Origin of the sequence: Delftia sp. RIT313, from assembly GCF_000632165.1 — a bacterium.
GTDB classification, from domain to species: Bacteria; Pseudomonadota; Gammaproteobacteria; order Burkholderiales; family Burkholderiaceae_C; genus Comamonas; species Comamonas acidovorans.
Genome location: NZ_JFYT01000101.1, coordinates 51631 through 77039 on the forward strand (window position 1 = coordinate 51631; position 25409 = coordinate 77039).

Here is a 25409-nt window from a genome sequence, read left to right on the forward strand (position 1 = left end):
GGATGCGCGACTTGTGCTTCCCGTGGAAATGAAGGGTTTTTTCACTTGCGTGCCGTGGCGGCTTTGTGTTGCAATCCACAGGTTCGAAGGGGAGTAGCTCTCTGCCGGCGGGGGTGGTTTTTGCAAAGCCACGGTGCCGGCATCGGAATGGTCGTCAATACGAAGCGCAAGCTTCCGGCCTTCCGGGTTGCGGTGCATACCGCAGCCGAGCAAGACCTTTGATGGACCTGATGACGGTCGATCAATGTGTTCTCCCCTGAGCCAGGCATGTCCTTGCCCGGGTAGGCGCTGCGGCGTTGCATCGGTCTTTCTGTGCCGGTGGGTGTTTCTCCAGGAGGGAGGAGTTCTCGCCGGCCTTACTCAACAGCGAGGACCTTATGGACTTGGACTTTCTGACTCACGCCCCGTTCTGGGTGGCCCTGGGCCAAATCATCATCATCGACATCCTGCTGGGCGGCGACAACGCGGTCGTGATCGCGCTGGCCTGCCGCAAGCTGCCGCCCGAGCAACGCAAGAAGGGCATCATCTGGGGCACGGCGGGTGCCATCATCCTGCGCGTCATCCTGATCGCCTTCGCGATGACATTGCTGGCGCTGCCCTTCCTGAAGTTCGTCGGCGCACTGCTGTTGGTGTGGATCGGCATCAAGCTGATTGCCCCTGATGAAGACGGCCACGACAATATCCAGGGCAGCGACAAGCTGCTGGCCGCCATCAAGACCATCATCGTTGCCGACCTGGTGATGAGCGTGGACAACGTGATCGCCATCGCCGGCGCTGCCCAGAGCTCGGGCGAGCACCAGATGCTGCTGGTCGTGCTGGGCCTGTTGATCTCCATCCCCATCATCGTCTGGGGCTCGCAGCTCGTGATCAAGCTGATGGAGCGCTTCCCCATCATCATCGTGGCCGGCGGCATGCTGCTGGGCTGGATTGCCGGCGGCATGCTGGTCACCGACCCCGTCTTCGCCAATACGGAGAAGTGGGACTGGATGGTCAAGCTGCCCCAGACCGACATGCTCAAGTACGGTGCCAGCGTGTTCGGAGCCCTGCTGGTGCTGGCACTGGGCAAGTACATCGCTTCGCGCCGTCCTGCTCCCAAGGCCGGTGCCCACGGAGCCTGATCCGCTGAAAAGTTGAGGTGGGCGCCGGGTTGGCCCGATGGGCCGCCCGCGCCGATTCGCGACAATCCATGGCAAGGGCGGCCCCGGCCGCCTGCCTCTCCCACTCCCGCAAACCCAGTTCGACAAGGACTTGCTTTGAACCCCATCATCGTCTACGTGGATGACGCTTCCTACGCTCTGCCTCTGGTACAGGCCCTGGCCGCCTCGCCGCAGGCCCAGGCTTCGCACTGGCTGCTGGTGGCCTGCGCACCGCGCATTACCCACCGGGTCAGCAAATGGGTGAGCCACAGCGCGCGCGAAAGCTGGCGCGGCAAGTGGGCGGACAAGCTGTTCGCCCAATTGCTGCCGGTGTTCGGTGACAGCGCTGGCAGGATCACGCCGGTGCTGGCCAAGGGCCCGCTGGCCGAACTGGTGGCCCAGCTCCAGCAGGAGCACGGCACGGCCCAGATCGTCGATGCACGCCGCCCCAAGCAGGAAGCCACGGCTCCCGCCGTGGCGCCTGCCGCCCCGCTGGGCCGGCGCTGGAATCTTCCGGGAACGCTGGCGGCCATCGGCGCGCTGATGGGCCTGGTGTTCGAGGAAGCGATGATCTAAAGGCTGGCGTCTGCCTGGCCGCTCTGATCAGGCGATCACTTTCAGGACGGCATCCCGAAAAACGGGATGCCGTTTTTCATGGGGTTCTCCGGTCCACGGTTTCCAGTGCGCCGCCTCAACCTGGATCTGCCGGCTGCTGCTATGCTGCCCGCATGAAAATCCTGATCAAATGGCTGCTCAGCGCCGGTGCCCTGCTGGTCGTGGCCTATCTTTATGGTGGCGTGCAGGTCAACAGCTTCAGCTCGGCCATGATCGCGGCGCTGGTCATCGGCCTGCTCAATGCGGTGCTGCGCCCCATCCTCGTGGTGCTGACGCTGCCCGTGACCATCGTGACGGTCGGGCTGTTTCTCTTCGTAGTCAACGGACTGATGTTCTGGGCAGCCTCGGGCCTGCTCAGCGGCTTTCACGTCGCGGGCTTCTGGGCGGCCATGCTGGGCGCGCTCATCTACTCGCTGCTGGGCCTGGCCATCGAATCACTTCTCGCGCGCCTGTTCCCTTAGCAGCTCCTCCACGGCACGCAGCCGCGTGTCCACGATGGAGGCTTCAATGAAATCCACCTTGGGCCCGCCCTTGCGGGCCAGGTCCTGCGCGGCCTTGAAACGGTCGACTGCCGCCGCGTAGTCGTAGTGCGCGACCTGGGCCTCGGCCTCGGCGCGCAGCGCGCGCAGCTCCTGGCCCTGGGCGCGCTGCACCTGGGCCAGCAACTGCCAGGCGCTGGCATCACGCGGGTGGCCCGTCACCCAGGTCTGCAGCGGGCCCGCCATGCTGGCGGCGCCCTGCTCGCGCAGCAGGATCTGGGTGCGCATCAGCAGCTCGGGCCGGCGCACCGCGCGGCTTTCGACCACATTGACGGTGGCTAGGCTGGGGCCGCTCTCCGTTGTCTTGGCGGGGATGGATTCCGTGGGATTGGCCTGGGCAGGCGCAGCTGCCGGCAGGTAGAGCGGTGGCAACGCCTGCAACGCGGCGCCGGGCTTGCCGGCCGTCAGCTCCAGTTCGGCCTGCAGCAGCCTGGCCTGCCGCTGGGCGCCGGCATCTGCGGCGGTTGCCACTTGAAGCCGCCCGGACATTTCCCGCGCTTCGGCCCAATCGCGCAATTGCACGGCGCTCAGCGTGGCGGCATATAGCTGTGCCACCTGCTGGGTTGGGGACTGGGTGCCAAAGCTGGTGGAGCGCGGCTGCTCGGCCCACTGGCGCAGCACATCCACGCCGGGGCGCGACAGCACGCGGGCCCGTGCGGCCATCATCACGTGTTCCAGGGATGGTGCTGGCGCAGGCGCAACGCCACGCGGCAGGCGCGAATGCATGTCGGCCATGCGCTCCGTGGTCAGCGGATGGCTGCGCAGATAGGGCCAGCTGCCGTTGTCATTCAGGCGGTTGGCCTGCTGCAGCTTGTCGAACATGGTCACAAAGCCCTGTGGCGCGAACCCTGCCGGCGCCATCAGCCCGTAGCCCATGCGGTCGGCCTCGCGCTCCATGTCGCGCGAAAAATTCAACTGGTTCTGCACGGCCAGCGCCTGGCCGCCCATCATCATGGCCATGGCGGCATCGGGGCTGCGGCTGGCGGCCAGGGCGCCCAGAATCATCGAGCCGATCATCAGCGGCGTCTGCTTGCCCTGCTGGGCAATGAGTCGCGCAATATGGCGCTGCGTGACGTGGCTCAACTCGTGTGCCAGCACCGATGCCAACTCGTCGCGCGTGCTGACCACGCCGATCAGGCCCAGGTGCACCCCCAGATAGCCGCCGGGCAGCGCAAAGGCGTTGACCGATCGGTCCCGCCCCAGCAGGATTTCCCAGGCAAAGCGCTCTTCCAATTCGTCCGACAGTTCGCCGCGCGTGCGTGCCGCATCTACCAAGTGCTGCCAGATGCCTTCCACATATTCCTGCAGTACCGCATCGTCGATGTAGTCCGGATCGCGGTACAGCGAGCGGATGATGCGGTCACCCAGGCGCCGCTCGTCACTGGTCGTCGTGGCGGCGCCATCGCCCAGCGTGGGCAGGCGCAACTGGGCCTGTGCGGGAAGATGCGTTGCGATGGTGAGGGAGGCCGCCAGCAGCTGCAGGCTGACGGCGATACGTGTCTTCAGGCGTGATGGGCGCATGGGCAGGTAAGAACCAAGGGGCCGGGCCCGTGCATCGGCACGGGGCGGTGAAACACCCCACTATGATGCCTCGGTTCGCCAAACGTTCATGGCAGGACTGACCAGCATGTCAGGACTGCCGTAGTCCGGCCCGTGCATTTTCAGGAGTTTCCATGTCTTCCCTCACCCATTTCGATGCCCAGGGCCAGGCCCACATGGTCGATGTCGGCGCCAAGCCGGCAACCCACCGCATCGCGGTCGCCGAAGGCCGCATCACCATGCAGCCCGCCACCCTGGCCATCATCCAGAGTGGCACCGCCAAGAAGGGTGACGTACTGGGCATTGCGCGCATCGCCGGCATCATGGCAGCCAAGAAGACCAGTGACTTGATTCCGCTGTGCCATCCGCTGGCGTTGACGCGGGTGGCAGTGGATTTCGAACTGTTGCCCGAAACGTCGTCCGTCCGCTGCCTTGCCACCGTCGAGACCGTTGGTCCGACCGGGGTGGAGATGGAGGCGCTCACAGCCGTGCAGGTGGCCTTGCTCACGGTCTATGACATGTGCAAGGCGGTGGACAAATGCATGGTGATGGGCGGGATCAGGGTGCTGGAGAAGCACGGAGGCAAGACGGGGAGCTTTGTGGCGCAGTAGCGTCTGTCGTGCGATTGCCGGTACCAGAGCAAGAAAGGCCGGTTCACAATAACTGCTGGAAGGTCGCGGGATGTCCGTGACAGAGAACGACAAGAAATCAGAGGGAAACACCATGCATGCTGGCAACCCGGGGGCCCTTACGCGCCTCAAGGAAAAAATCTCCCATGGCTCCGTGCGCGTGGGTATCTACGGTCTGGGCTATGTGGGCTTGCCTCTGGCCCTTCGCTTCGCCGAGGTCGGCATCAAGGTAGTGGGCTTTGATATTGACGAGGCCAAGGTCCGTACGCTTGGCGAAGGCGGCAGTTATATAGAGCGAATCACTCCCCGGCAGATCGGACGTGCGCTTGAACAGGGATTCGAGGCCACCACTGACTTTGCACGGACAGAAGCAATCGATGCCCTGATCATCTGCGTGCCCACGCCCCTGAACGTTCACCGTGAGCCCGATCTGAGCTTCATCATCAACACGGTGGAAGCGGCACTGCCTCACATGCGCGAAGGTCAGTTGCTGAGCCTGGAGAGCACAACCTGGCCCGGCACGACAGACGAAGTGCTGGCACCGCGCCTTCGCAGCCGTGGACTGGAGCCTGGCGCCAATTGCGCTCTGGTGTTCTCTCCGGAGCGCGAAGATCCTGGCAACCCACATTACGGTACCAAGGACATCCCCAAGGTGATCGGAGGGAGCACTGCCTGCTGCCTGGAACTGGGCATGGCGCTGTACCAACATGCCATCCAGACCATGGTGCCCGTGAGCAGCACCAAGGCGGCTGAAATGACCAAGCTGCTGGAGAACATCCACCGCAGCGTCAACATCGGCCTGGTCAACGAGATGAAGATCGTGGCGGACAAGATGGGCATCAATATCCATGAAGTCATTGATGCAGCTGCCACCAAGCCCTTCGGCTTTGTTCCCTATCGACCCGGCCCCGGCCTCGGCGGCCACTGCATTCCCATCGATCCCTTCTACCTGACATGGAAGGCGCGTGAATATGGCGTAAATACGCGCTTCATCGAACTGGCCGGTGAAATCAACCACTATATGCCGCACTGGGTGGTGGGCAAGGTCGCCGATGCACTTAATGAACGGGGCAAGGCCATCAAGGGGAGTCGTATATTGGTGCTGGGGCTGGCCTACAAGAAAAACATCGATGACACACGGGAATCCCCAGCTGTGGAGATCATGGATCTGTTGCAGGCCAAAGGGGCGCATGTTGAATACAGTGATCCACATGTTCCGGTGTTTCCGCGTAAGCGGGATTATTACTTCGATCTGAAATCCATACAGCTGACATCGGAGGCCGTTGCCAGTTATGACTGTGTGGTGCTGGCTACGGATCATGACGGGTTTGATTATGAAAAGCTGCTTGTAAGTGCATCGCTGATAGTGGACACAAGGGGGCGGATGAAAGGAGGGGGGGAGACCGTGGTCATGGCGTGAGGATGATGAATTCCTATGACTGAAACGCAGTTTGGCTCTGAATTTCTCTTGGATGTTGAAGGATTGAAGGCAGTTGCGGTATTGCTCTTGGTAATTGATCATTTGGTAGCTGCCAGGTTTTCTCCAGAATACATGGAATTAGGATATTCTTTCCTGGCATGTACATACGTGCCTTGATGTTTCAGGGGCAAAATGAATCATCCAGAGACTCTAGGCCGATTGCATGGATACGCAATTGGATGGTATTGCGGCTTCCAATAAATTCATATATGAGCAATATTAGAAATGTACAGGCGACCTCCTGAATCCGTTCACACACATGGCTATATGATGTGGTTTGCTGCAAAATGAGAGCAATGTCCCCATTGCCCGATTTCACGCCTCCATCGCGGCCCACTCGCTTCTTGATCGTGACTCGCAATCTGCCGCCGCTGGTGGGCGGTATGGAGCGGCTCAACTGGCATATGGCACAAGAGCTTTCCGGTCGCGGCGAGGTACATGTGATTGGACCTCAGGGAGCTGCCGCACTCTGCCCTCCCGGCGTGCAATGCACGGAAGTACCGCTGCAGCCACTATGGAAATTTCTCGCATGCTCTACCGCCAAAGCCTTGTGCGTGGCCAGGAGCTGGAAGCCGGACAGGGTGCTGGCCGGCAGCGGTTTGACGGCCCCTGCGGCGTGGCTCTCCGCACGTGCTGCGGGCTCTCGGGCCAGCGTCTACCTGCATGGCCTGGACGCTGCCGTTCGGCATCCCATTTATCAGGCGGTCTGGCATCCGGTGATCCGCCGTATGGATAACGTGATCGTCAACAGCAGGCCCACAGCCGACCTTGCACGGGCTATCGGCGTGGATCCGCAGCGTGTGTCCGTGGTGCATCCCGGGGTCCAACTGCCGCACAAGCCTCAGCCAAGCCACGTGCTCAGTGATTTCCGGAAGCGTCATGGTCTGGGCGATGCGAGGATTTTGCTTTCCATCGGAAGGTTGACTACACGTAAAGGTCTGCGGGAGTTTGTTGAACAAGCGTTGCCGGCCATCGTGCGGGAACGGCCTGACACATTGTTGCTGGTCATAGGCGACGCGCCTGCCAGTTCGCTGTATGCAACACATCAGACTCAGGCCAGCATTCAGGCCGTGGCCGATGCGGCAGGGATTGGGCGGCACCTGAAATTTCTGGGGGTAATCACCAATCCTTCCGAACTGGCATCCGCCTATGAATGTGCAAGCCTGCACGTTTTCCCGGTACGTTGCATACCGGGAGATCCTGAAGGCTTCGGAATGGTCGCAATCGAGGCGGCCGCACATGGTGTGCCCACGATCGCGTTCGCAACAGGTGGAGTGGTTGACGCCGTTTCACAAGGCCAGTCGGGGGCACTCGTGGCGCCGGACGACTATGCCGCACTGGCCCGCGAGGTACTTGCCGCTCTGGAGCGGGGCCCTGATGCCTGGCACTCCGGCGCAGTCAATTTTGCCCGCCAATTTGCGTGGCCCATGTTCGGAGCGCAGCTTGCCTCCGCATTGAAATCTTGAAGAAAGCTACCTTAATCAATGGCGCGATATTCGATGGAGATGTTCTGCCATCTGCGCGATGAGCTGATCCCAACCCGGTACGTCGCCCGAGCTCTGCTGGCCCTGGGCAAGCTGGACTGACAGCGCTTGTGCCATGGCTGTTGCGTCTCCCGGCGGGTAGAGCGCTTGAGGCGATTCGCGGAGCAATTGCGGCATGACACCTACCGCCGTCGCCACCATGGGCAGGCCACAAGCCTTCATTTCATAGAATTTCTGGGGAAAGCAATAGCGGCCAAAAGGCGTGTCGCGCAGATAGATGACACCTACATCCAAGGCGCCAAGAAGCAGGGCGGCTTTGTCGTGGGCAAGCATGCCCAGATAGTGCACACGGGGATGGCTTGGTGGAGGCAAGGCAGTATCGACCGGGCCCGCGAGCACCAGATGCAGCCGAGGCATGTGTACATGCATGGCTTGCCAAGCGGCATAAAGGTCGCCTATACCCCGTTCGGCCATAAGTGCACCCGCCGTACCCACCAGCAGAGCATCTGCAGGCAGACCCAGCATCTGACGGCAGGCCTGACGGTCCCGGGGGGAAAAAATAGAATGATCAACGCTGCTGGGCAGGGTCACGACCTCGCCTTTGGCCTGGTAGCCCTGCCGTACCAGATCCCTCAGTGGATCGCTGGTGGTGGTTACCAAGGCTGCATCGCGCACGGAACGCCTCAGGGCTTTCACCATGCCAGGGATACGTGCCTGTCCGAACCCTTCAAAATTGTCATACAGGTCAATCGCATAGGGCACCTGCAGGAAACGGCCCATTTGCTGAGCCAGGATGGCATGAGGAATGTCGGAACTACCTATGACGACATCAGGGGCAAAGGCTCTTAACTGGCTTGCAAGCCAACGAGGGTAGGTAAAAAGTCCCGGTAGTAAAGAGCGCGTTAGTGACCGGGATTGCCAATGCAGACTGCCTTCACCACTTATCGTATGTTCCCATTGGCCTTCCTCCTGCTGCTGGTATGCCCAGCAAAATGCTTTGACCCTATTTCCTAGGCGTGCGAGTTGATGAGGAATCTCATAGAGACGGGCATAGCGATCAAGAATGACATCCTTGCCCATATACCTTCTTTTGCAGAGAAAAGCAATTTTCACGATTACATCCGAAATGGATCGATGATGGGAGAGCCTTTGATGCCGCAAAATGATGCGGTATGAGGATTACGCATGCCTTCGCAAAATTCCCTGAACTGTGGTGAGCGCTGCAGCTACGACCTGATCCATGTTGTAGTATCGATATTGCGCCAAGCGGCCCACGAAGCTGGTATTGGCCTCCATGTCGACTAAATCTTGATACTGCTGAAACAGGCGTTCATTCTCATCGCTTGGAATGGGATAGTAGGGGTCCCCTTCTGCAGAAGGATACTCTCGCACGATGGATGTCCCCGGGTGATCCTGCCCTGTCAGATGCTTGAACTCCGTAATCCGTGTGAATGAATTTTCATTGGGATGGTTGACCGTCCCCACGGGTTGAAACTGTGCAATATCGGGTAGATGCTCATGCTCGAAGCGCAAGGAGCGGTAAGGCAGTCGGCCAAAACGGTAATCGAAGTAGGCATCCACCGGTCCTGTGTAAATGACATGAGGAAGCGGTTTGCCAGATGAATAATACTCGGCCCGCAACTGGAGGAAATCTGTGTTCAACTTCAATTGGATAAGAGGGTGGTCCAGTATCTTGTCGAACATACATGCATAACCATCGAGAGGCATGGCCTGGAAACGATCGGTAAAATAGCGGTCGTCGTCATTGGTTCTTACGGGTATGCGTGCGGCAACGGCGGCTTTGAGCTGGGATGGATCCAGACCCCATTGTTTGCGGGTATAGTTTAAAAAGAACTTTTCATAGAGATCTCTCCCCACAGTATTGAGAACTACGTCTTCGCTGGTGCGTATGGGATCTCGTGGCTCGCGCACGGAATTCAGAAATTCTATAGCCTCCGCCTCATTTAATTCCAAGCCATAGAGTTGATTGAGGGTAGCCCTGTTGATGGGAAAAGGGTAGCTCTTCCCCTTCAATACGGCGTGGACACGGTGTTCGTATTTTCTCCATCGGGTGAATTGCGAAAGCCAATGGAAAACCTTCTCGCTATTAGTATGAAAGATATGTGGCCCATAGCGATGGACAAGAATTCCTGAATCGTCTTCTTCATCGTGTGCATTTCCTCCCGTGTGATGGCGCTTTTCCAAAAGCAAGATATTTTTCCCGGCTTCTGCCAATTCGCGCGCGCATACGCATCCGGCAAAACCGGCTCCAACGACGATGTATTGATTCATATTATTCATTCCATCTTCGCTTGTTTGTAGATGAACTTTTTTCTCAGGCGGCGGAACACTGATTTCAGAAGTTCATAGAATCCAAAAAAAATATAATTGTGTGCTGCTCTCATGATTCTTGCGGAGGTGGATCTGGAATACTTTTGCAGATATCCGCCTTTCCATGTGGACTTGAGAAATCCCAAAAATGTGCCGGATTCGTCGCCGACCATGGGGCACTTCCCCGATCCTCCAAATCCTCCTGAATGGGTCATGGATTCCACTGCATTGACCCAGTCGGAGGGAGGGGTCATTAGGTATTTATCGAATAAGCTATCTAGTTCCCTGAGCAAGCGATCTGTTTGAAAGTTTGCCACTTTGTCCAAAGATGCCATGGTATCTATATATGCCAGAGCGCCTTCTGCGATGCGATTTCTTACGCTGATCTGCTCTGGGGACTCATCCTCGGTAAAGACTGGAATGAGTTTTCCTTGGGAGCCATCAATCCTGGAAAGACTCGCAATGTTCTCAGTAAAGATGAATTCGAAGAAAGAGATGGACTGCATTACCTTGTGAAAACGCTTGAGAGGCCGGGAATTCTCAAAATAAAAACCTGTCTTATGGCTTGGGTTACTGTTCTTTATGGTTCCAAAGTACCAGCCTGTCAGTGCGATTTCTGGTCCGAGTATATCCTCGATGGCATCTTGTATGGAACCGCGCCAACCCAGATCGACAAAAAGAGTTCCTGATCGCAACCCGTTTTCAAGCAGATAGCTGCGGATGGCATGATAGTCATCGCTGCATCTCTGCATGAAGCCACTGCGCTCAAGCTCAGCAAGAAAGCGCTGGCTATGCACATAAGGATTCAAGCCGGAGAGTTCAGCTGGACACTCAATGCCTAATCTGGATAGGAATTCCTTTCCATTGGAGACTCCTTCAAACCACTTTTCTGGATTTCTGCTGGCATGCCACTGTGCATGGTAAACCGCACTGCGAGATATCCGGAGGTAACTGGTGTTCTTGAAATGAGATATGCGATTGAAGGCATGGAAAACCAAGTGCATATCACGTGCTGCAAAAACTATGTTGCTTGGTGGGTGTCTGGAAACATGCCTGTCCAGGCCTTTGGCCATTACAAATGCAGCAGGGCCGGCAATTCTGAATCCAATTGAAAAAAATGGATCTTCGTTAGGGCACTTAAGAACATCCAGCGAACTGCAGGATGCTTCATCCCTCGGTTTCTCTGTCAGAGTTGCCTGGATTCCCAGGCGTAGTGGGGCAGCATAGTCTGCAACCTGATTGTCGCCTTGATGATGCATGCTTCGCAGATCAATAGCTTGGTCTCGGGCGACATGTTGAAAGAGCTTTCCACTGGATTTTGTGATGCCGTTCATGGAGGATACATACAAGGGGATATCCTGGATATGCCTGTGAACAATGGATCTGATGGTTGACTTATGCAGATACATGTCCGAGATGATGCAGCATCGAAGTCCCTCTTGTTGCTGATGCCTGAGTTGCGAAATCATCAATGGAATGGGCTGGATAACAGCCTTTTCCAGTGTGATTTCCTGGCGCATAGCATTGGAGGGATTCTTGATGATCCAGCCTAGCACGCGATATATGTCCGTAATGCAGATATCATCACGGGATGAAAGCCTGCGGGCCATATGCTCCGCGTGGCGACGCCAAACCGCAAAGGGAACAATGCTCAGGATCTTCCAGCGGAAGACGATGCTCTGGCTCAACTGTAGCAGTTGAAATACGCCCCTGGGGGTCTTGGTGGAACGGGTGACAAGAGTGTCGAAAAGATCGTAGCTTTCAAGCCGCATAAAGACCTCATAGGCCAAGCAGATCCAATATGCGATTCAACCACCTTCGCACAAATGTTCGTGGAACGAAACGGTTGAGCCTGAGAACTTCATTGTATAAATCCAGGCGGTTCGTCTCCAGGATGTGGCAAAGCTCACCTTGGTAAGGTTGGAGTATTCTTTGTATGAAATCTCGATTTGTTTTAGGGGTGATCACCCCAAGTCCGAAAATCAACGGTATGGACTCATAGTGCAGTTCACCTCTGTTCTGCATGAAGTCTTCGATGGCGGTCAGGACTCCATTACGTGGGGTGTCGGAAGACAGGGCAATGGCGTAGTGGCCAGCGCCCCAGAATCCAGACCGATACTGAACGGATCCCTTTTCCAAATTCACCCCGTGATCGTAGCTGAATTCATGCAAGCCCTCTTTGGGAATGCTGAATGGATTGTAGTACATGTCTCTGCGAGCGCAGGGGAATCCTACATCATGCAATACAACCCAGGCATTCGGGTTTATGCTGTAGATTGATTTCAGTTCATTGAAGACGGTCCAGTAGTTGTGATCTCCGTCGAGAAAGTAAATATCTGCATTCAGTTTGGGTAAGACATCTAGGCTTTTTTCACGGATGAATTGATATGCGCCTTTGAAGTCTGCCAATATGAGATCGGGATCTGCCTTTGGCGCGGGATCTATAACATGCAGAGTGGCCTTGTTGCTTGCGGCATATGCGGCCAGTATTTTCGTTGAGCCCGCATATTCCGATCCTACCTCGACGATATTGCGTGGCATGCACTGCTCAAGTATCTTGTTGATCAGCTCCGAGAAGCAAGACATGGAATGTAGGAGCTTATCTGCCATGATGCATGCGTCCGATATTTTTGAGAAATTCGCGGCCCGTGCTGTAGGCGAGTGTTGTCGCCATTCCTGTGACTGCAAATGCTATAAAATACGATAGGGAAAATCTTAAATCGAGGGGGAAATCGGTCAGGTGAATGAAGCAAAGCATGATTCCGATGCCCAGCAAGGCATTGATGGTGTCGGCAGCCAGTCTGCCACGTTTGACGAAATAAATTCCTCGAATCTGACCAAATATCAGAAAGTAGCTGCTGAGAAGCAGCGGAACAAGTATTGCCAAAGTGCTTAGATAGTCGGGCGCGGCAATAAGTAGTATACATATGGAGCCGAATAACGTGATGGTGATGCCCACGGTATTGGCCAACCATAGTTTCATGAGCCCTGATCTATAGTTCAGTTGCTCGGAGTAGACCTTCGGTATGATATGCCTTGCGAAGATGCTTGTGAAGCTGTTGTGCATGTCGTTTATTCTAGCGGCCGCAGAGTAATGGGCGAAAATCTGCTTATCGGAAATTTGATAGAGTATCAGCTGGTCTATCCGGAAGAATATGAATATGCTCGCGCCGCCGATAAACGATTTTATCAAATCTCTGATGGAGACTTGTCCCCAATCTTTGGCGTTTGCGGACAGGTTTGCTCTTCTTTTCTGTACCTTGTTGATGACGATGATGCTGACCTGCTCGATCAGCATGCAAAGTATGAGATATTGGACATGCGCTGTCAGGGCAAGCAATATTTTCGGGGCTATGAAAATAGTGCTTGCTAACGCTCTAGCTCGAAATGCCTCATATTTCGAGTGAAACCGGAAGAGTACATCATCATGTTCGATGAGAACATTCGCCAGTGCAATAGGAATGAACAGCCAGAAGGGGTTTCCCGCTGCAAAGAAGATCCATGCCGGGATTGCTGATAATATGTATAGAGCAGGTTTTATATTGCCTGCCATATTATAGAAGCCGGAATTTCCTTTGGTGCGGCCTAGCTCCTTGTTCATTAGAGAATCAAAACCGGAATTAGTGATGACTGCTGCAATTCCAGGTATCAGGGCCGCATAATTGTAGTCCGCAAATTCAGCGTGGCTCGTACTTCTGATCAAGACGAAGAGAAGAAGTATTTGCGAAGCAAACTGTATGGCGGACGATGTATATACGTGGCGAAGCGGGTGGTGATGGAGTTGGGGTATTTTCAATATTAAGCCTCCCCTGCGCTTTCGCTTGATATCATTGCCGTCTCTGGATTAATGGAATTTTTCATCATCAAGTCTTGCGTACGGCAGAGATATCTCCGGATACTATCGCTCTGATCCTTTATACATCAATGCGGTAATCTGTTCGGAAATGAGTCCCATCAAGAAAACCATGACACTGCCTGTGTAAAGCAATGCGCTCATATTGGTGAATCTTCCGGAGTGGAAGTAGGTGTAGAGATACCATCCCGTTGCGATGGAGAACATGGCCACGGAAAAAGGTAGAAATATTTTCAAGGGTGAGTATAGGGTACCGATCTTGAAGATGATGAGTAGAAATCGCATGCCATCGTGTAATAGGCGGATATGGCTCTTCCCGATGCGCTTGGCCGCATTTATAGGGACATATGTGACTGAATAGCCAGCCCGGAAAAACGCCATGGTGCTGGTGGTCGGATACGAGAACCCGTTGGGCAGTAAATACAGGAATTCCCGGAATTTATCGGCCCGTACGGCCCTGAAGCCTGACGTGAGATCCTCGACCTTGTGGCCGGTCATCCAGCTGGCGATCCGGTTGTATAAGCCGTTGGCCAGCCCACGTCCCAGGCTTGCCTGCGAGCCTTTCTGCCTGGCGCCGACGACCATGTCATGGCCCTCCTCCACTTTTTGCAGCAGACGCTGGATATCTGCAGGATCATGCTGGCCATCGGCATCCATGAAGACAATCACGTCACCCGTGGCTGCACGTGCCCCGGTCTTGATGGCCGCTCCGTTGCCCTTGCTGTAGGGGTGGTGCACTACACGGGCGCCTGCCTGTTCAGCCGCCTGTGCCGTGTGGTCGGTGGAGCCGTCGTTCACGACAATGACTTCGGCGTGCACAAGTCTGGACAGGATGCCGTGCACCGTATCTCCGACGCTGAGGGCTTCGTTCTTGGCTGGTAATACGATGCTGAACTTCATTTTTGACTTGGCTTCATGGCTTGCATATCGAGGAGCAGAAGAGCGTTGAAACGCTCGATTTCCTGCGCATAGCTTTCCCTTGATCTCTTGAGCGTTCTTTCAGGTTGCCTGTCATAGATGGTCTTCGCTGCTTGCAGCAGCTCCATGGCTTCATAGGGGCGGTTGGCGTTGCCCATGTCGGCCACCATGGGCAACGCGGCGTCGATGTCCTGGTACTGCTGTATGGCCTGCTTGAAACTGGCGGTCGCTTGCGTGTATTTTCCCTGTCCCAGCTGCAAGCTTCCGCGCAGGTAGGGTTCCAGGCGGTTGAACAACGGTACCGCCGTATAGCGCGGCAGAGTGCGCATCACGTCCAACAGCTCAAGAGTCTGCTGCCGGTACTCCGGGCGTGTGCCTGTTTCCTGCAGGCTGTCGACAATCATGCGTATGCCCAGCAGAGCCTGGGCGTCGAAACGCTGGGCCGGCAGCTTGTTCTTCACTCTGCCAAAGTCCTGGGGGGTGGCTTCTTTGCGTATCACCTTCTGAAGCAACCATTGCATAGTCAACAGCGAGCTCTGTGGGAGCCTCTCCGAAGCTTGCTCCAAGAGCTGAAAGCCCTTTTCGGGCTGCTTGGACTGGAACAGCCGCATGGCCAGATGGTTCTGAGCGCGCGGCGACAGGGGGGAGGCCACGGCCCAATAGTTCTGCAAGGCCTCTGTGTTTGACCATAGTGTGGCTCGCTGCCAAGTCAGCAGGGCGAGCAGGGCCAACATGGCGCACAGCGTCGTGGCCGCAATGAAGATGCTTTTCTTTTCCGCCAGCCACAGTAGTCCCATGACGATGGGCAGGAAAAGGAACAGCGCCGCAGCGTAGTTGCGGTGCTCGAAGTACAACTCCAAGCCCACGACCGTGGATTCAATGAGATGGGATACGAAAAAGAACAGTATGGCCAGGGCCACATAAGGCTGCCGTCGACGCAGTAGCAGCCCTGCGAGCAGCAGTATTGTCAACCCGACAAGGCTGGGCAGCGTGGTTGATGGGCTGAGCAGGCTGGTCGAGATTTCATAGCCGTCCTGAAACAGGCCCAGGCCTTCTATGCGCGGGATGAACAGATGCTGCAGGTATTCCCAGACGATGCGGGGTTCGGTGAGCAAGCGTTCGACCTGATTGAAAGGGCGGGCCGGCCACACATCGGGTGAGAAATTGATCTCCTTGCCAAGTGTCCAGAAAACCGCCAAGCTGGGCAGCCACAGAAAAATCAGGCGCCAGCGCCAGTTGGGGCGCTCAGCTTGCGCAGGTTCAGCAGCAACGGGCACGGGCCTGCACCATTCGACCAGCATGGCCAGCATGGGCAGCAAAATACCGTTCTCCTTGCTCAAGGTGGCGAGTAAGGTGCCCAGGCCCAGGGAAGCGCTCATCCAGAGATACCCCCCGGTACGCCGGCCCCGCATCAGCAGGCGCCCGTGCAGATAGCCCGCCAGTCCGGCTAGGGCGAACAGCGTTGCCAATTGCGCCATGCGCTGCACCACGTAAAGCGTGGTGGAGACCATGTAGGGGTGTAGCAGCCAGAAACCCATATTGAGGACGGCGCCCCAGCGGGCCTGCTCATCCCGAACCCCATACAGCCGCAGCAGGTTCAGCGTAGTCCAGCACAGAAGCACGCCCGTCAGCAGGTGCAGCAGCAAGTTGGTGCGCTTGAACGCAGCGGGGGCACTGGGCCAAAAATTGTCGTCCAGCAGAAAGCTGGCGAGAGAGACTGGGCGGCCCAGGGGGCCAGCGGAACCATGGAACACGAAAGCCCTGAAACTGTCCCAGTTCTCCACCCCTCCACGTGCTCCCAATTCGGAGAGGTTGGGCATGTCATCGAATAGGAAGCCGCCCTTTAGACCGGGCAGATAGCTCGCCAAGCATAGACCGATGATCAGCCAGAAAGCCAGGCACCATGCATTTCTTCTCAGCAAACTACTTTGTCCTTCTCAAAAAAAACTGCCCGCGATAGCGGGCAGTCGGATGCGCTGATTGCGCTGCTATACCGTCGTCAAAGGCTTAGCCGCGGCAGGAAGCAGGGTAAAACTTGAGGGGGGCGCCACCGGCACCGGGCTTGCACTTCCATTCGATCGAACCCACTCGAGTAATGGGGCTGAGAACCAGAGTCTTGCCCTGAATATCCTTGGTAATGCCAGTGCTCTTCATCCGTGCGGTAATAACGCCATCAGCAACGGAAACGTTGTTAACGTACTTGCCGGTGATGGTGTTTGCGGTTGCCAGTCCAGCGGCGCCATTGGTGGTTGGCCAAGCACCGTTGTTGGAATACGATTCAGTCACAGCACCCTTGGCGCCGCTGGCCAAAGTCATGGCCTCGGACATTTGGGCACGTGCCGTGTAATCCTGATAAGCCGGCAGCGCCACGGCTGCCAAAATGCCGATGATCGCCACAACGATCATCAATTCGATCAAGGTAAAACCTTGCTGGATGGAACGCTTCATGAACTTCTCCTCATAGGGGTTGATTGCATGCTCTACTGAGCAAGAGCCGTGCCAGTCGCTCCAGGGGGCCAAGGTCCAAGTCTATGTATGGTTTGGTTGCAACTGACACGGTTGGACGCCATTCTCTGACAAATTGATCCACTTGTTGTGACGTTTTTGTCAGAGATCGTGCGCTTGCTACAGACGTCACGCAAAGCTTGTCGGCGGGATCGAGTTGGTCCCTCACGCCACCAGGAACTGCATCTGCGTACCTGCCAGTTCCACCGTATCGCCATGTTGCAGCGGCATGGCGCGGCGGCCGATTTCCTGGCCGTTGAGCTTGAGGCTGGGGGAGTCGCCTTCCAGCTGGGCCAGCACGAAGCCGTGGTGCTTCTGGGTGATGGAGGCGACGGCTACACCGGGCTTGCCCAACGTGGTGACGACTTTGACCAGCGGGACTTCGCGGCCAGCGGCGTTGCCGTTGAGCATGCGGATGGCAGCCTGGCGCGTGGCCAAGCCAGCCATCGAAGGCGGCAGTGTGTGGTCGAAGCCTGAGGGCGTCTGGGTGCTGAACTGCGATGGCAGGTCTTCCGCCAAGGGGGCTGGGCGGGTTGCCTCCACTGCTGCGGCAATGGCCGCCAGGGCCGAGCGTGAGGACGCGCTGACCTGCTGTTGCACGAAGCGGATCTTGTATTTGCCGATGTCCAGCAGGTCGCCGTGGTTCAGGGTCTGGCGCAGTATGGGCTGGCCGTTGACATAGGTACCGTTGGTGCTGCGCAGGTCTTCGATGATGACGGTGCCGTCGACGATGCTGAGAACGGCGTGCTCGCCGCTGACGGCAAGGTTGTCGATCACGATATCGTTGTAGGGGCGGCGTCCCAGCGTGGTGCGCTCCTTGGTCAGCTGCACTTCCTTGATGACGGCGCCGTCGATGGAGATGACCAGGGTCGGCATGCTCAAAGTTCCTTTGTTATGCCCGGCTTGCACCATCCACTGGGCGATCCGGAGCTGGGGTGTATCTAAATATTATGTCTGCGGCCTGCGCGCGCCGAGGTCTGCCATGGTATTTGATACAGACTATGGATTGTCTTTTCCTGATTGTTGGATTTGCAATCATTTTTAACAATTGGAACCTGCGAGGGCGGTGCAGGCAAGCGCGTCCATCGCTTGGGATCTGCCGTCGATCGCTGTGTGGGGCTCAATCGAGGGAAGTGCTGGCTGCAGGGGGCGGGCTGGCCTGTATCTCGATCAGCGCCGCGCTGATGTTGTCGTTTCCGCCGGCTTCATTGGCGGCGGTGAGCAGCGAGGTCAGCAAGACGGGCAGCGGGCTGGATTGGGTGAACAGGGCGGCGATGGCTTGGTCATCGAGCATGTCGGTGAGGCCGTCGGAGCACAGCAGGATGCGGTCGCCGGGTTGCAGCGGCCACTCATTGAAATCGGGCGTGACGTCCGGCGTGACGCCCAGGGCCTGGGTGAGCAGGTGGCCCAGGCCGGATTGCCGGGCTTCGTGGTCCTGGATGCGGCCTGCGTCGATTTCTTCCTGGAGCCAGGTGTGGTCCCGGGTCAGGCGCAGCAGTTGACCCGCGCGCCAGCCGTAGGCCCGCGAGTCGCCAAGGTGGGCGAGCATCAGCAGGCCTGGCAGCAGGGCTGCGGCAATGATGGTGGTGCCCATGCCGCGGCAGCCCGGTGTTTCCCGGGCAGCCGTAAGAATGGCGGCGTTGGCCAGGTTCAAGGCATTGGCCAGTGACTGCTGCAATTCCTGGCGGGCTTGCGGAGTGTTGGCTGCCGGCGCCTCGGTGGCCACGCTTTGCAGTGCCACGGATACCAGGCTGATGGCCATGGCGCTGGCGACTTCGCCGGCGTTGTAGCCGCCCATGCCATCGGCCAGCACCGCAATGGGCCAGGGCTGGGCGCTGGGGTGGATGGTGACCGCATCCTCGTTGTTGTCACGGCGCCGGCCCACATCGGTGCGCGCAACCATGGCGCAGTGTTGCGCAGGGACTGCCTGTCGGCAGGGCTGGTCCGGGGTCTTGGGTGCGCTGGGCATGGTGGCGAAGGGCGGGCGCGGCGGTGTTGCCATCAGTCCCTGTGTGCAGATGCAATGGTGAAGCCGGTGCACAGCGTAAATGAAAACAGTGCCCCCAAGTGCCAAGAATGGGCCGGCGCAGCGGCTCGTCAGCTTGACGCCACATCAAGAACGGACCCTCACAAAGCAAAAACGCACTGCCTAGGCAGTGCGTTGTGGAGGCGGCGAGGGGCCGCCGCCTGCGGCAGGATCAGGCCTGCGCCGCGTGCTTGGCGCCGGAACGCGACTGCAGGAGCTTGCCAATGCCGACGACCAGCACGGCACCGGCGGCAGCCGCCACGTAGTGCAGCCAGGGATGGCTGATGGCGTAGTCGTGCAGCAGGCGGTCGTTGACGATGGTTTCTCCACCGACCCAGCCGATCAGGGCAGCGCCCAGCGTGATGATGACGGGGAAGCGCTCCATGAGCTTGATCATCAGCGTGGAGCCGAAGATCACCAGCGGGATGCTGATGGCCAGGCCCAGGATCAGCAGGACCATGTTGCCCTGCGCCGTGGCGGCCACGGCGATCACGTTGTCCAGGCTCATCACCAGGTCGGCGATCAGGATGGTGCGGATGGCGACCATCATGCTGCCGTGTCCTTTGGATTCGCCTTCATCATCTTCTTCGCCGGTCAGCAGTTGCAAGCCGATCCACAGCAGCAGGCAGCCGCCCACGATCTGCAGGAAGGACAGCTCCAGCAGCTTGGCCGCGACCACGGTCAGGATGATCCGCAGCACCACGGCGGCGCCGGAGCCGAACATGACGGCTTTCTTTTGCTGTGCGGGGGGCAGCGAGCGTGCTGCGAGGGCGATGACGACGGCGTTGTCGCCAGACAGAATGATGTTGATCCAGACGATCTTCAACAGGCCGATCCAGAAATCGGCGCTTTGCAGGTATTCCATGGTTTCTCCGCTGTTATGAGTTGAAAAGCGCCAGGGCGGTGGCCTCTGGCGCTTTTTCTTTTTTGGAGTCGTCAGTGTAGGGCGGACTTGCCGCCTTACCGATTCGTAATTCTGCGTAATTTTCTCCTGGGGCGAACCCCAGGATGTCACGCAGAACCGGTGCCGCTTAGATCAGGCCCTTGAGCAGGCGACCCATTTCGGAAGGATTGCGGGTGATGACGAAACCGCACTCTTCCATGATGGCCAGCTTGGCGTCGGCCGTGTCGGCACCGCCGGAGATCAGCGCGCCGGCGTGGCCCATGCGCTTGCCGGGAGGGGCAGTGACACCAGCGATGAAGCCGACGATCGGCTTCTTCATGTTGTCCTTGCACCAACGGGCAGCTTCGGCTTCGTCGGGACCGCCGATTTCGCCGATCATGATGACGGCGTCGGTGTCGGGATCGTCGTTGAAGGCCTTCATCACGTCGATGTGCTTGAGACCGTTGATCGGGTCACCGCCGATGCCCACGGCCGACGACTGGCCAATGCCCAGTTCGGTCAGCTGCGCCACGGCTTCATAGGTCAGCGTGCCGGAGCGGCTGACCACGCCGATGCGGCCCTTCTTGTGGATGTGGCCGGGCATGATGCCGATCTTGATCTCGTCGGGCGTGATCAGGCCGGGGCAGTTGGGGCCCAGCAGCAGGGTGCGCTTGCCGCCTGCGGCTTCCTTGGCGCGCATCTTGTTGCGCACTTCCAGCATGTCACGGACGGGAATGCCTTCGGTGATGCAGATGGCCAGGTCCAGGTCGGCTTCCACGGCTTCCCAGATCGCGGCGGCAGCGCCTGCGGGGGGAACGTAGATCACGGAGACCGTGGCGCCCGTGCCTTGAGCGGCTTCCTTGACGGAGGCGTAGATTGGCACGTCGAAGATCTTTTCGCCGGCCTTCTTGGGGTTCACACCGGCCACGAAGCAGTTCTTGCCGTTCGCGTATTCAATGCACTTTTCAGTGTGGAACTGGCCCGTCTTGCCCGTGATGCCTTGGGTGATGACCTTGGTGTCTTTGTTGATGTAGATCGACATGGTGTTTTCTCCGGGCCTGCTTACTTGACGGCTTCGACGATCTTGGTGGCCGCTTCGGCCATCGTGTCGGCGCTGATGATGGGCAGGCCGGACTCGGCCAGCATCTTCTTGCCCAGTTCTTCGTTCGTGCCCTTCATGCGCACGACCAGGGGCACTTGCAGGTTCACGGCCTTGCAGGCAGTGATCACGCCGGTGGCGATGGTGTCGCACTTCATGATGCCGCCGAAGATGTTGACCAGAATGCCTTCGACCTTGGGGTTCTTGAGCATGATCTTGAAGGCTTCGGTGACCTTCTCGGGGGTGGCGCCGCCGCCCACGTCCAGAAAGTTGGCCGGCTCGCCGCCGAACAGCTTGATGGTGTCCATGGTGGCCATGGCCAGACCTGCACCGTTGACCAGGCAGCCGATGTTGCCGTCCAGCGAGATGTAGGCCAGATCGAACTTGGAAGCTTCGACTTCAGCGGGATCTTCTTCGTCCAGGTCGCGCAGGGCCACGATTTCGGGCAGGCGGAACAGGGCGTTGGCGTCGAAGTTGAACTTCGCGTCCAGGGCAACCACGTTGCCCTTGCTGTCACGGTTCAGCGGGTTGATCTCGACCAGCGAGGCATCCGTGTCCATGTAGCACTTGTAGAGCTTCTGGCAGATGTCGATGAACTGGGCGGTGGAGTCGGCAGGCATGCCGATGCCCTTGGCCAGTTCTTCGCCCTGGGCCTGGGTCAGGCCGACCAGGGGGTCAACGAAGATGGTGATGATCTTCTCGGGAGTGGAGTGGGCCACTTCCTCGATGTCCATGCCGCCTTCGCTGGAAGCGATGAAGGCCACCTTCTGCGTGCCGCGATCGGTCACGCACGACAGGTAGTATTCCTTCTGGATGTCGGCGCCGTCTTCGATGTACAGGCGGCGGACCTTCTGGCCTTCGGGGCCGGTCTGGTGCGTGACCAGCTGCATGCCCAGGATCTGGCCAGCCAGTGCCTTGACGTCGTCAATGCTCTTGGCAACCTTCACGCCGCCGCCCTTGCCGCGACCACCAGCGTGGATCTGGGCCTTCACGACCCACACGGGGCCGCCGAGCTTCTGGGCGGCCTCGACGGCCTCTTGCACTGTGAACGCAGGGATACCGCGAGGTACAGGCACACCAAACTGACGCAAGATGTCCTTGCCTTGGTATTCATGAATCTTCATGATGTCTCTCTCAAACAAATAGGGGGGGATTGACCCGGTAGCCCTGGGGTGCTGCCTCAAGGCGGAGTGACCTGGCAATCGCCGAATGTACCATGCTGCACTGCGCCATCCGACACGCCCCCATGCGCAGAATCCACAATTTCCTGCGGGCCAAGCAGCATGTCAGGAACTGTGCAATGCATTGATATGTCAGGGAAAAGACGGTTTCCCGACATTTCTTTCAGGCGCCACAGCTCTTTTGTCTTATAGAGGATCTGCAGACGGCGCTGCCCGCTGTTTGTAACAGGCGCATGTCAGCACGGCCTTGATCGCCACCGCCAACCGTTTTGCGACAACGGGCGCAGGGGGACCCGGTTTCGGTGAGAATCCGCAGCTGGAACGCGGCAATGGTGCCGCAGCGGCTCCAGGAGGGCCGCGCAGCAGGAGAAATACAGCGATGGCAAAAGTCTTTATCGATGGCGAAGCAGGCACGACAGGGCTGCAGATCCGTGAGCGTCTGGTCGATCTGTCCGGCGTGGAGCTGGTCAGCATTGCCCCCGAGCTGCGAAAGGATCCTGCCGCCAAGCGTGCGCTGATCGCCGGAGTGGACTTGGTCATCCTGTGCCTGCATGACGATGCCGCGCGCGAGACCGTGGCCATGGTCGATTCCATCGAGGCCGAGACCGGCCGCACCATCAAGATCATCGATGCATCCACGGCCCACCGCGTGGCGCCCGACTGGGTGTATGGCTTTCCGGAGCTGCGTGCCGGCCAGCTTGAGTCGGTCAAGACTGCCAAGCGCGTGTCCAACCCCGGCTGCTATGCGACGGGAGCCATCGCGCTGCTGCACCCGCTGGTTGCCGCGGGCCTCATCCCTGCCGACCACGGCCTGAGCCTGCCCTCGGTGTCCGGCTATTCGGGCGGCGGCCGCAGCATGATCGAAGCCTATGAGGCCGGCACGGCCGCGCCTTACGAGGCCTACGCGCTGGGCCTGACGCACAAGCACATTCCCGAGATCCTGCAATACACCGGCCTGACGCGCCGCCCGGTGTTCATTCCCGCCGTGGGCAATTTCCGCCAGGGCATGCTGGTGCAGCTGCCGCTGCATCTGGACCTGCTGCCGGGCGCGCCCAAGGCGGCCGACCTGCACGATGCGCTGGCATCCCACTACGCGGCCACCAACACGCCGGAGCAATGGGTGTCGGTGCTGCCGCCGACCGAGGACATGAAGCTGGCCGCCGACACGCTGACGGACACCAACAAGCTGGAGCTGCGCGTGTTTGCCAATGAGCAGTACCGCCAAGCCGTGCTGATCGCCCGCCTGGACAACCTGGGCAAGGGCGCCAGCGGCGCCGCCGTGCAGAACCTGCAGATCATGCTGGGCCTGTGAGGCCCCCCGCGCCCCCGTCCTTGCCGGGCCGGCGCGGTCCGGTCTGGGGCCATGTCCTGGCCCTGGCCGTGCTGTGCCTGCTGGTCGTTGTGTTTGCCTGGAAGCTGCGGCCTGCATTGCCGTCTTCATCGCGCCTGCTGCTCAGTCCGCTGCTGGGCAATATGGAGGCCTGTCTGGTGCAGGACGGGCTGCGCGAGGATTTTCCCAAGGAATTTCAGCAGATACCCGCCAGTTGCCTGGGTCCTCAGGGCTCGGCCGCAGAAATGGTGAAAGCCACGCTGCAGCGCCTGGGCCGGCCCCAGCGTGAACTGGACCTGGGCTATACGCTCAGCGTGCCGCTGCTGCGCTATGTGCAGTGGAATGGCCAGGCCTGGGAGGTCCGGGGCGAGGCGCTGGACCGTGTGGTGCGCACGGTGGCGCAGGCGCACCGGCCCGTGGTGCTGTATCTGTTCGCCACGCATTTCGAGGTGCACTCCAAGGCCGAGGAGCGCCTGGCCGCCGATCCAGCCAATCTTGCGTGGACCCCCAAGGGGCCGCTGCCGCTGGACAGCTATCTGGGCGCGCGCATCTTCCCGTGGTCGGTCGCGCGGCAGGACAACGAAGTCACGCGCGTGCGCAAACTGGTCGTCGATGCCCTGGCCGAGCGCATGTGCGCCGCAGGCGATGCCGCCATGCACCAGCTGCGCGCCCTCACCGTGCTGGGCGAGACGCACCAGCTGTTCCCGGGATTCGAGGCCGGCATGGGGTTCGCGGCCGAAGACTATGCGGTCACCGACTACAGCCCTGCCTCCGTTGCGGGCTTCCATGCATTCCTGCGCCAGCGCTATGGCGACATCGCGCGGCTCAATGTCCATCTGAAGTCCGGCTTTGCCAGCTTCGACGCGGTCGAGCCGCCGTCGCGCAATATCCGCAGCGAGCCGCTGCAGAACTTTTTCCAGCACATCGACAGCTATGCAGCCGGCACCGTGCCCGTGTCCGGCTGGGTCCACTCGCCCGATGCGAAGCTGCAAAAGCAGCTGGCCGTGGCCGTCTTCGTGGACGGGCATCCTTACTCGCACGCCCCCGTGCACATGCACCGCCAGGACGTGGCACAGGCCAAGCCCGGGTTCCTCACGCCCGATGTGGGCTGGCGTGCCGACATCCGCTATCCGGCGCTGGGCGAGGGCCTGCACCGCATCGACGTGGTGCTGCAGGCCGGTGGACGCAGCCTGGGCCTGCTGGCCACGCGCCAGATCGCCGTGATGGACCGCAACCAGGGCGAGCCCAGCCCCCATGCCGCCGAGGCCTTGCCCGACTTCGGCAAGCTGCCGGACGGCGTGGAATTCTGGGTGGACAGCCCGCAGGACCGGCTGGCGCTGTTCTACAACCCGCTGGTCACGGACTGGAACGATTTCCGCGAGCAGCAGGTGGCCGACTACATCCAGGGCTTTTCCGAGCACATCGGCCACGGCTGCCTGGGCCGGGTTCCTCGCTTTGCCCACCAGCTCAACCCCCATGCGAATCCGAGCTGGGATGCCAACCGCTATGCCGTGGAGCGCAGCCTGCAGCGCATGCCGGGGCTGTCCCTGGGCGTCAGCCTGTACGGCGAAGATACCTACGGCCCGCTGGTCGGCCAGATGCTGCGCCGCTATGGCCACACGGCCTATGGCGTGACGGAGTTCCATCCGCTGGTGGCCCTGTCGCCGCAGCGGCTGGAGAAAGTGCTGACCATGCACCGCCGCCAGGGCGCGCGCTTCCTGTCCTTCTTCATGGAAGCCCGGCCCGAGGATGCGACGGGCACGCAGTCCAGCAACGAGTTCTCGTTCGATGCGGACAACACCGCGCATGGCTCGGATGCGCTGTACCACTCGCTGCGCCAGCTGCTGCAGCCGCACTGAGC

Annotated in this window: 22 protein-coding genes; 8 read left to right on the plus strand and 14 right to left on the minus strand. The window is 59.0% G+C overall.

Going from position 1 to position 25409, the window contains the following annotated elements; genetic code table 11:
- Nucleotides 1-377 precede the first annotated feature (377 nt).
- The 3 genes from BW39_RS27420 (at nt 378) to BW39_RS27430 (ending at nt 2212) form a co-directional block, all read left to right on the plus strand.
- Nucleotides 378-1118, plus strand: a complete 741-nt coding sequence (locus tag BW39_RS27420) for a TerC family protein (RefSeq protein ID WP_012202789.1) — start codon at nt 378-380, stop codon at nt 1116-1118.
- A 135-nt stretch (nt 1119-1253) separates the two neighbouring features.
- Complete coding sequence (locus BW39_RS27425) at nt 1254-1712, plus strand: hypothetical protein (RefSeq protein WP_013804594.1); 459 nt, start codon at nt 1254-1256, stop codon at nt 1710-1712.
- 152 nt (nt 1713-1864) lie between these two features.
- On the plus strand, nt 1865-2212 hold the full coding sequence (locus BW39_RS27430; RefSeq protein WP_012202791.1) for a phage holin family protein: 348 nt from the start codon (nt 1865-1867) through the stop codon (nt 2210-2212).
- On the opposite strand, the gene BW39_RS27435 is transcribed toward BW39_RS27430, so the two are convergent.
- The gene (locus BW39_RS27435) at nt 2186-3811 is read right to left on the minus strand and encodes a M48 family metalloprotease (RefSeq protein ID WP_043825355.1); all 1626 of its coding nucleotides are present in this window, start codon (nt 3809-3811) and stop codon (nt 2186-2188) included. The genes BW39_RS27430 and BW39_RS27435 overlap by 27 nt on opposite strands.
- Before the next feature lie 152 nt (nt 3812-3963).
- Between BW39_RS27435 and moaC the strand changes: the two genes are divergently transcribed.
- The 3 genes from moaC (at nt 3964) to BW39_RS30700 (ending at nt 7404) form a co-directional block, all read left to right on the plus strand.
- On the plus strand, nt 3964-4440 hold the full coding sequence (gene moaC / locus BW39_RS27440; RefSeq protein ID WP_043825356.1) for a cyclic pyranopterin monophosphate synthase MoaC: 477 nt from the start codon (nt 3964-3966) through the stop codon (nt 4438-4440).
- A 112-nt stretch (nt 4441-4552) separates the two neighbouring features.
- Nucleotides 4553-5878 (plus strand): nucleotide sugar dehydrogenase, encoded by a 1326-nt coding sequence (locus BW39_RS27445; protein WP_043825446.1) that lies wholly within the window; start codon nt 4553-4555, stop codon nt 5876-5878.
- A gap of 356 nt (nt 5879-6234) precedes the next feature.
- Nucleotides 6235-7404, plus strand: coding sequence for a glycosyltransferase family 4 protein (locus BW39_RS30700; protein WP_081816304.1), 1170 nt, complete (start codon nt 6235-6237; stop codon nt 7402-7404).
- Nucleotides 7405-7419: 15 nt separating this feature from the next.
- Here the strand turns inward: BW39_RS30700 and BW39_RS30705 are convergent, their stop codons facing one another.
- From BW39_RS30705 to sucC, 13 genes are all read right to left on the minus strand, one after another.
- The gene (locus BW39_RS30705) at nt 7420-8502 is read right to left on the minus strand and encodes a glycosyltransferase (RefSeq protein WP_200871551.1); all 1083 of its coding nucleotides are present in this window, start codon (nt 8500-8502) and stop codon (nt 7420-7422) included.
- Nucleotides 8503-8601: 99 nt separating this feature from the next.
- Nucleotides 8602-9714: a UDP-galactopyranose mutase gene (gene glf, locus BW39_RS27455; protein ID WP_442854816.1), complete on the minus strand. Its 1113-nt coding sequence runs from the start codon at nt 9712-9714 to the stop codon at nt 8602-8604.
- 5 nt (nt 9715-9719) lie between these two features.
- Nucleotides 9720-11543 (minus strand): hypothetical protein, encoded by a 1824-nt coding sequence (locus BW39_RS31420; protein ID WP_152547330.1) that lies wholly within the window; start codon nt 11541-11543, stop codon nt 9720-9722.
- The gene (locus BW39_RS30710) at nt 11533-12363 is read right to left on the minus strand and encodes a class I SAM-dependent methyltransferase (RefSeq protein WP_081816306.1); all 831 of its coding nucleotides are present in this window, start codon (nt 12361-12363) and stop codon (nt 11533-11535) included. Before BW39_RS30710 ends, BW39_RS31420 begins: the two co-directional genes overlap by 11 nt.
- On the minus strand, nt 12353-13549 hold the full coding sequence (locus BW39_RS31425) for a hypothetical protein (protein ID WP_161787012.1): 1197 nt from the start codon (nt 13547-13549) through the stop codon (nt 12353-12355). Before BW39_RS31425 ends, BW39_RS30710 begins: the two co-directional genes overlap by 11 nt.
- A 102-nt stretch (nt 13550-13651) precedes the next feature.
- Complete coding sequence (locus BW39_RS27465; protein ID WP_043825363.1) at nt 13652-14506, minus strand: glycosyltransferase family 2 protein; 855 nt, start codon at nt 14504-14506, stop codon at nt 13652-13654.
- Entirely contained in the window at nt 14503-16344 is a 1842-nt protein-coding gene (locus BW39_RS27470) for a hypothetical protein (RefSeq protein ID WP_200871552.1), read from the minus strand. Before BW39_RS27470 ends, BW39_RS27465 begins: the two co-directional genes overlap by 4 nt.
- Nucleotides 16345-16531: 187 nt before the next feature.
- Nucleotides 16532-16972 carry a pilin gene (locus tag BW39_RS27475; RefSeq protein ID WP_043825365.1) on the minus strand — a complete coding sequence of 147 codons (441 nt, stop codon included), beginning with the start codon at nt 16970-16972 and terminating at the stop codon, nt 16532-16534.
- Between the two features lie 222 nt (nt 16973-17194).
- Nucleotides 17195-17905 carry an FHA domain-containing protein gene (locus BW39_RS27480; RefSeq protein WP_043825366.1) on the minus strand — a complete coding sequence of 237 codons (711 nt, stop codon included), beginning with the start codon at nt 17903-17905 and terminating at the stop codon, nt 17195-17197.
- Between the two features lie 244 nt (nt 17906-18149).
- The gene (locus BW39_RS27485) at nt 18150-18932 is read right to left on the minus strand and encodes a PP2C family protein-serine/threonine phosphatase (RefSeq protein ID WP_043825368.1); all 783 of its coding nucleotides are present in this window, start codon (nt 18930-18932) and stop codon (nt 18150-18152) included.
- A gap of 295 nt (nt 18933-19227) precedes the next feature.
- A complete protein-coding gene (locus BW39_RS27490) occupies nt 19228-19920 on the minus strand; it encodes a TerC family protein (protein ID WP_013804582.1) in 693 nt (230 codons plus the stop codon).
- 166 nt (nt 19921-20086) lie between these two features.
- The gene (gene sucD / locus BW39_RS27495; protein WP_012202800.1) at nt 20087-20980 is read right to left on the minus strand and encodes a succinate--CoA ligase subunit alpha; all 894 of its coding nucleotides are present in this window, start codon (nt 20978-20980) and stop codon (nt 20087-20089) included.
- A 20-nt stretch (nt 20981-21000) separates the two neighbouring features.
- Entirely contained in the window at nt 21001-22161 is a 1161-nt protein-coding gene (gene sucC, locus BW39_RS27500) for an ADP-forming succinate--CoA ligase subunit beta (protein WP_012202801.1), read from the minus strand.
- Between the two features lie 436 nt (nt 22162-22597).
- Here sucC and argC point away from each other — a divergent pair, with 436 nt between their 5' ends.
- Nucleotides 22598-23530: an N-acetyl-gamma-glutamyl-phosphate reductase gene (gene argC / locus BW39_RS27505; protein ID WP_043825369.1), complete on the plus strand. Its 933-nt coding sequence runs from the start codon at nt 22598-22600 to the stop codon at nt 23528-23530.
- Between the two features lie 20 nt (nt 23531-23550).
- Nucleotides 23551-25407, plus strand: a complete 1857-nt coding sequence (locus BW39_RS27510; RefSeq protein WP_235264292.1) for a hypothetical protein — start codon at nt 23551-23553, stop codon at nt 25405-25407.
- The last annotated feature ends 2 nt before the right edge of the window (nt 25408-25409 follow it).

What these genes read in the sequence shown, in the direction of transcription:
- BW39_RS27420 (WP_012202789.1), top strand. Translation starts at nt 378, where the DNA reads ATGGACTTGGACTTTCTGACTCACGCCCCGTTCTGGGTGGCCCTGGGC.
- BW39_RS27430 (WP_012202791.1), top strand. Translation starts at nt 1,865, where the DNA reads ATGAAAATCCTGATCAAATGGCTGCTCAGCGCCGGTGCCCTGCTGGTC.
- BW39_RS27435 (WP_043825355.1), bottom strand. Translation starts at nt 3,811, where the DNA reads ATGCGCCCATCACGCCTGAAGACACGTATCGCCGTCAGCCTGCAGCTG.
- moaC (WP_043825356.1), top strand. Translation starts at nt 3,964, where the DNA reads ATGTCTTCCCTCACCCATTTCGATGCCCAGGGCCAGGCCCACATGGTC.
- BW39_RS27445 (WP_043825446.1), top strand. Translation starts at nt 4,553, where the DNA reads ATGCATGCTGGCAACCCGGGGGCCCTTACGCGCCTCAAGGAAAAAATC.
- BW39_RS30700 (WP_081816304.1), top strand. Translation starts at nt 6,235, where the DNA reads ATGTCCCCATTGCCCGATTTCACGCCTCCATCGCGGCCCACTCGCTTC.
- BW39_RS30705 (WP_200871551.1), bottom strand. Translation starts at nt 8,502, where the DNA reads ATGGGCAAGGATGTCATTCTTGATCGCTATGCCCGTCTCTATGAGATT.
- glf (WP_442854816.1), bottom strand. Translation starts at nt 9,714, where the DNA reads ATGAATCAATACATCGTCGTTGGAGCCGGTTTTGCCGGATGCGTATGC.
- BW39_RS30710 (WP_081816306.1), bottom strand. Translation starts at nt 12,363, where the DNA reads ATGGCAGATAAGCTCCTACATTCCATGTCTTGCTTCTCGGAGCTGATC.
- BW39_RS27465 (WP_043825363.1), bottom strand. Translation starts at nt 14,506, where the DNA reads ATGAAGTTCAGCATCGTATTACCAGCCAAGAACGAAGCCCTCAGCGTC.
- BW39_RS27470 (WP_200871552.1), bottom strand. Translation starts at nt 16,344, where the DNA reads ATGCCCAACCTCTCCGAATTGGGAGCACGTGGAGGGGTGGAGAACTGG.
- BW39_RS27475 (WP_043825365.1), bottom strand. Translation starts at nt 16,972, where the DNA reads ATGAAGCGTTCCATCCAGCAAGGTTTTACCTTGATCGAATTGATGATC.
- BW39_RS27480 (WP_043825366.1), bottom strand. Translation starts at nt 17,905, where the DNA reads ATGCCGACCCTGGTCATCTCCATCGACGGCGCCGTCATCAAGGAAGTG.
- BW39_RS27485 (WP_043825368.1), bottom strand. Translation starts at nt 18,932, where the DNA reads ATGGTTGCGCGCACCGATGTGGGCCGGCGCCGTGACAACAACGAGGAT.
- BW39_RS27490 (WP_013804582.1), bottom strand. Translation starts at nt 19,920, where the DNA reads ATGGAATACCTGCAAAGCGCCGATTTCTGGATCGGCCTGTTGAAGATC.
- sucD (WP_012202800.1), bottom strand. Translation starts at nt 20,980, where the DNA reads ATGTCGATCTACATCAACAAAGACACCAAGGTCATCACCCAAGGCATC.
- sucC (WP_012202801.1), bottom strand. Translation starts at nt 22,161, where the DNA reads ATGAAGATTCATGAATACCAAGGCAAGGACATCTTGCGTCAGTTTGGT.
- argC (WP_043825369.1), top strand. Translation starts at nt 22,598, where the DNA reads ATGGCAAAAGTCTTTATCGATGGCGAAGCAGGCACGACAGGGCTGCAG.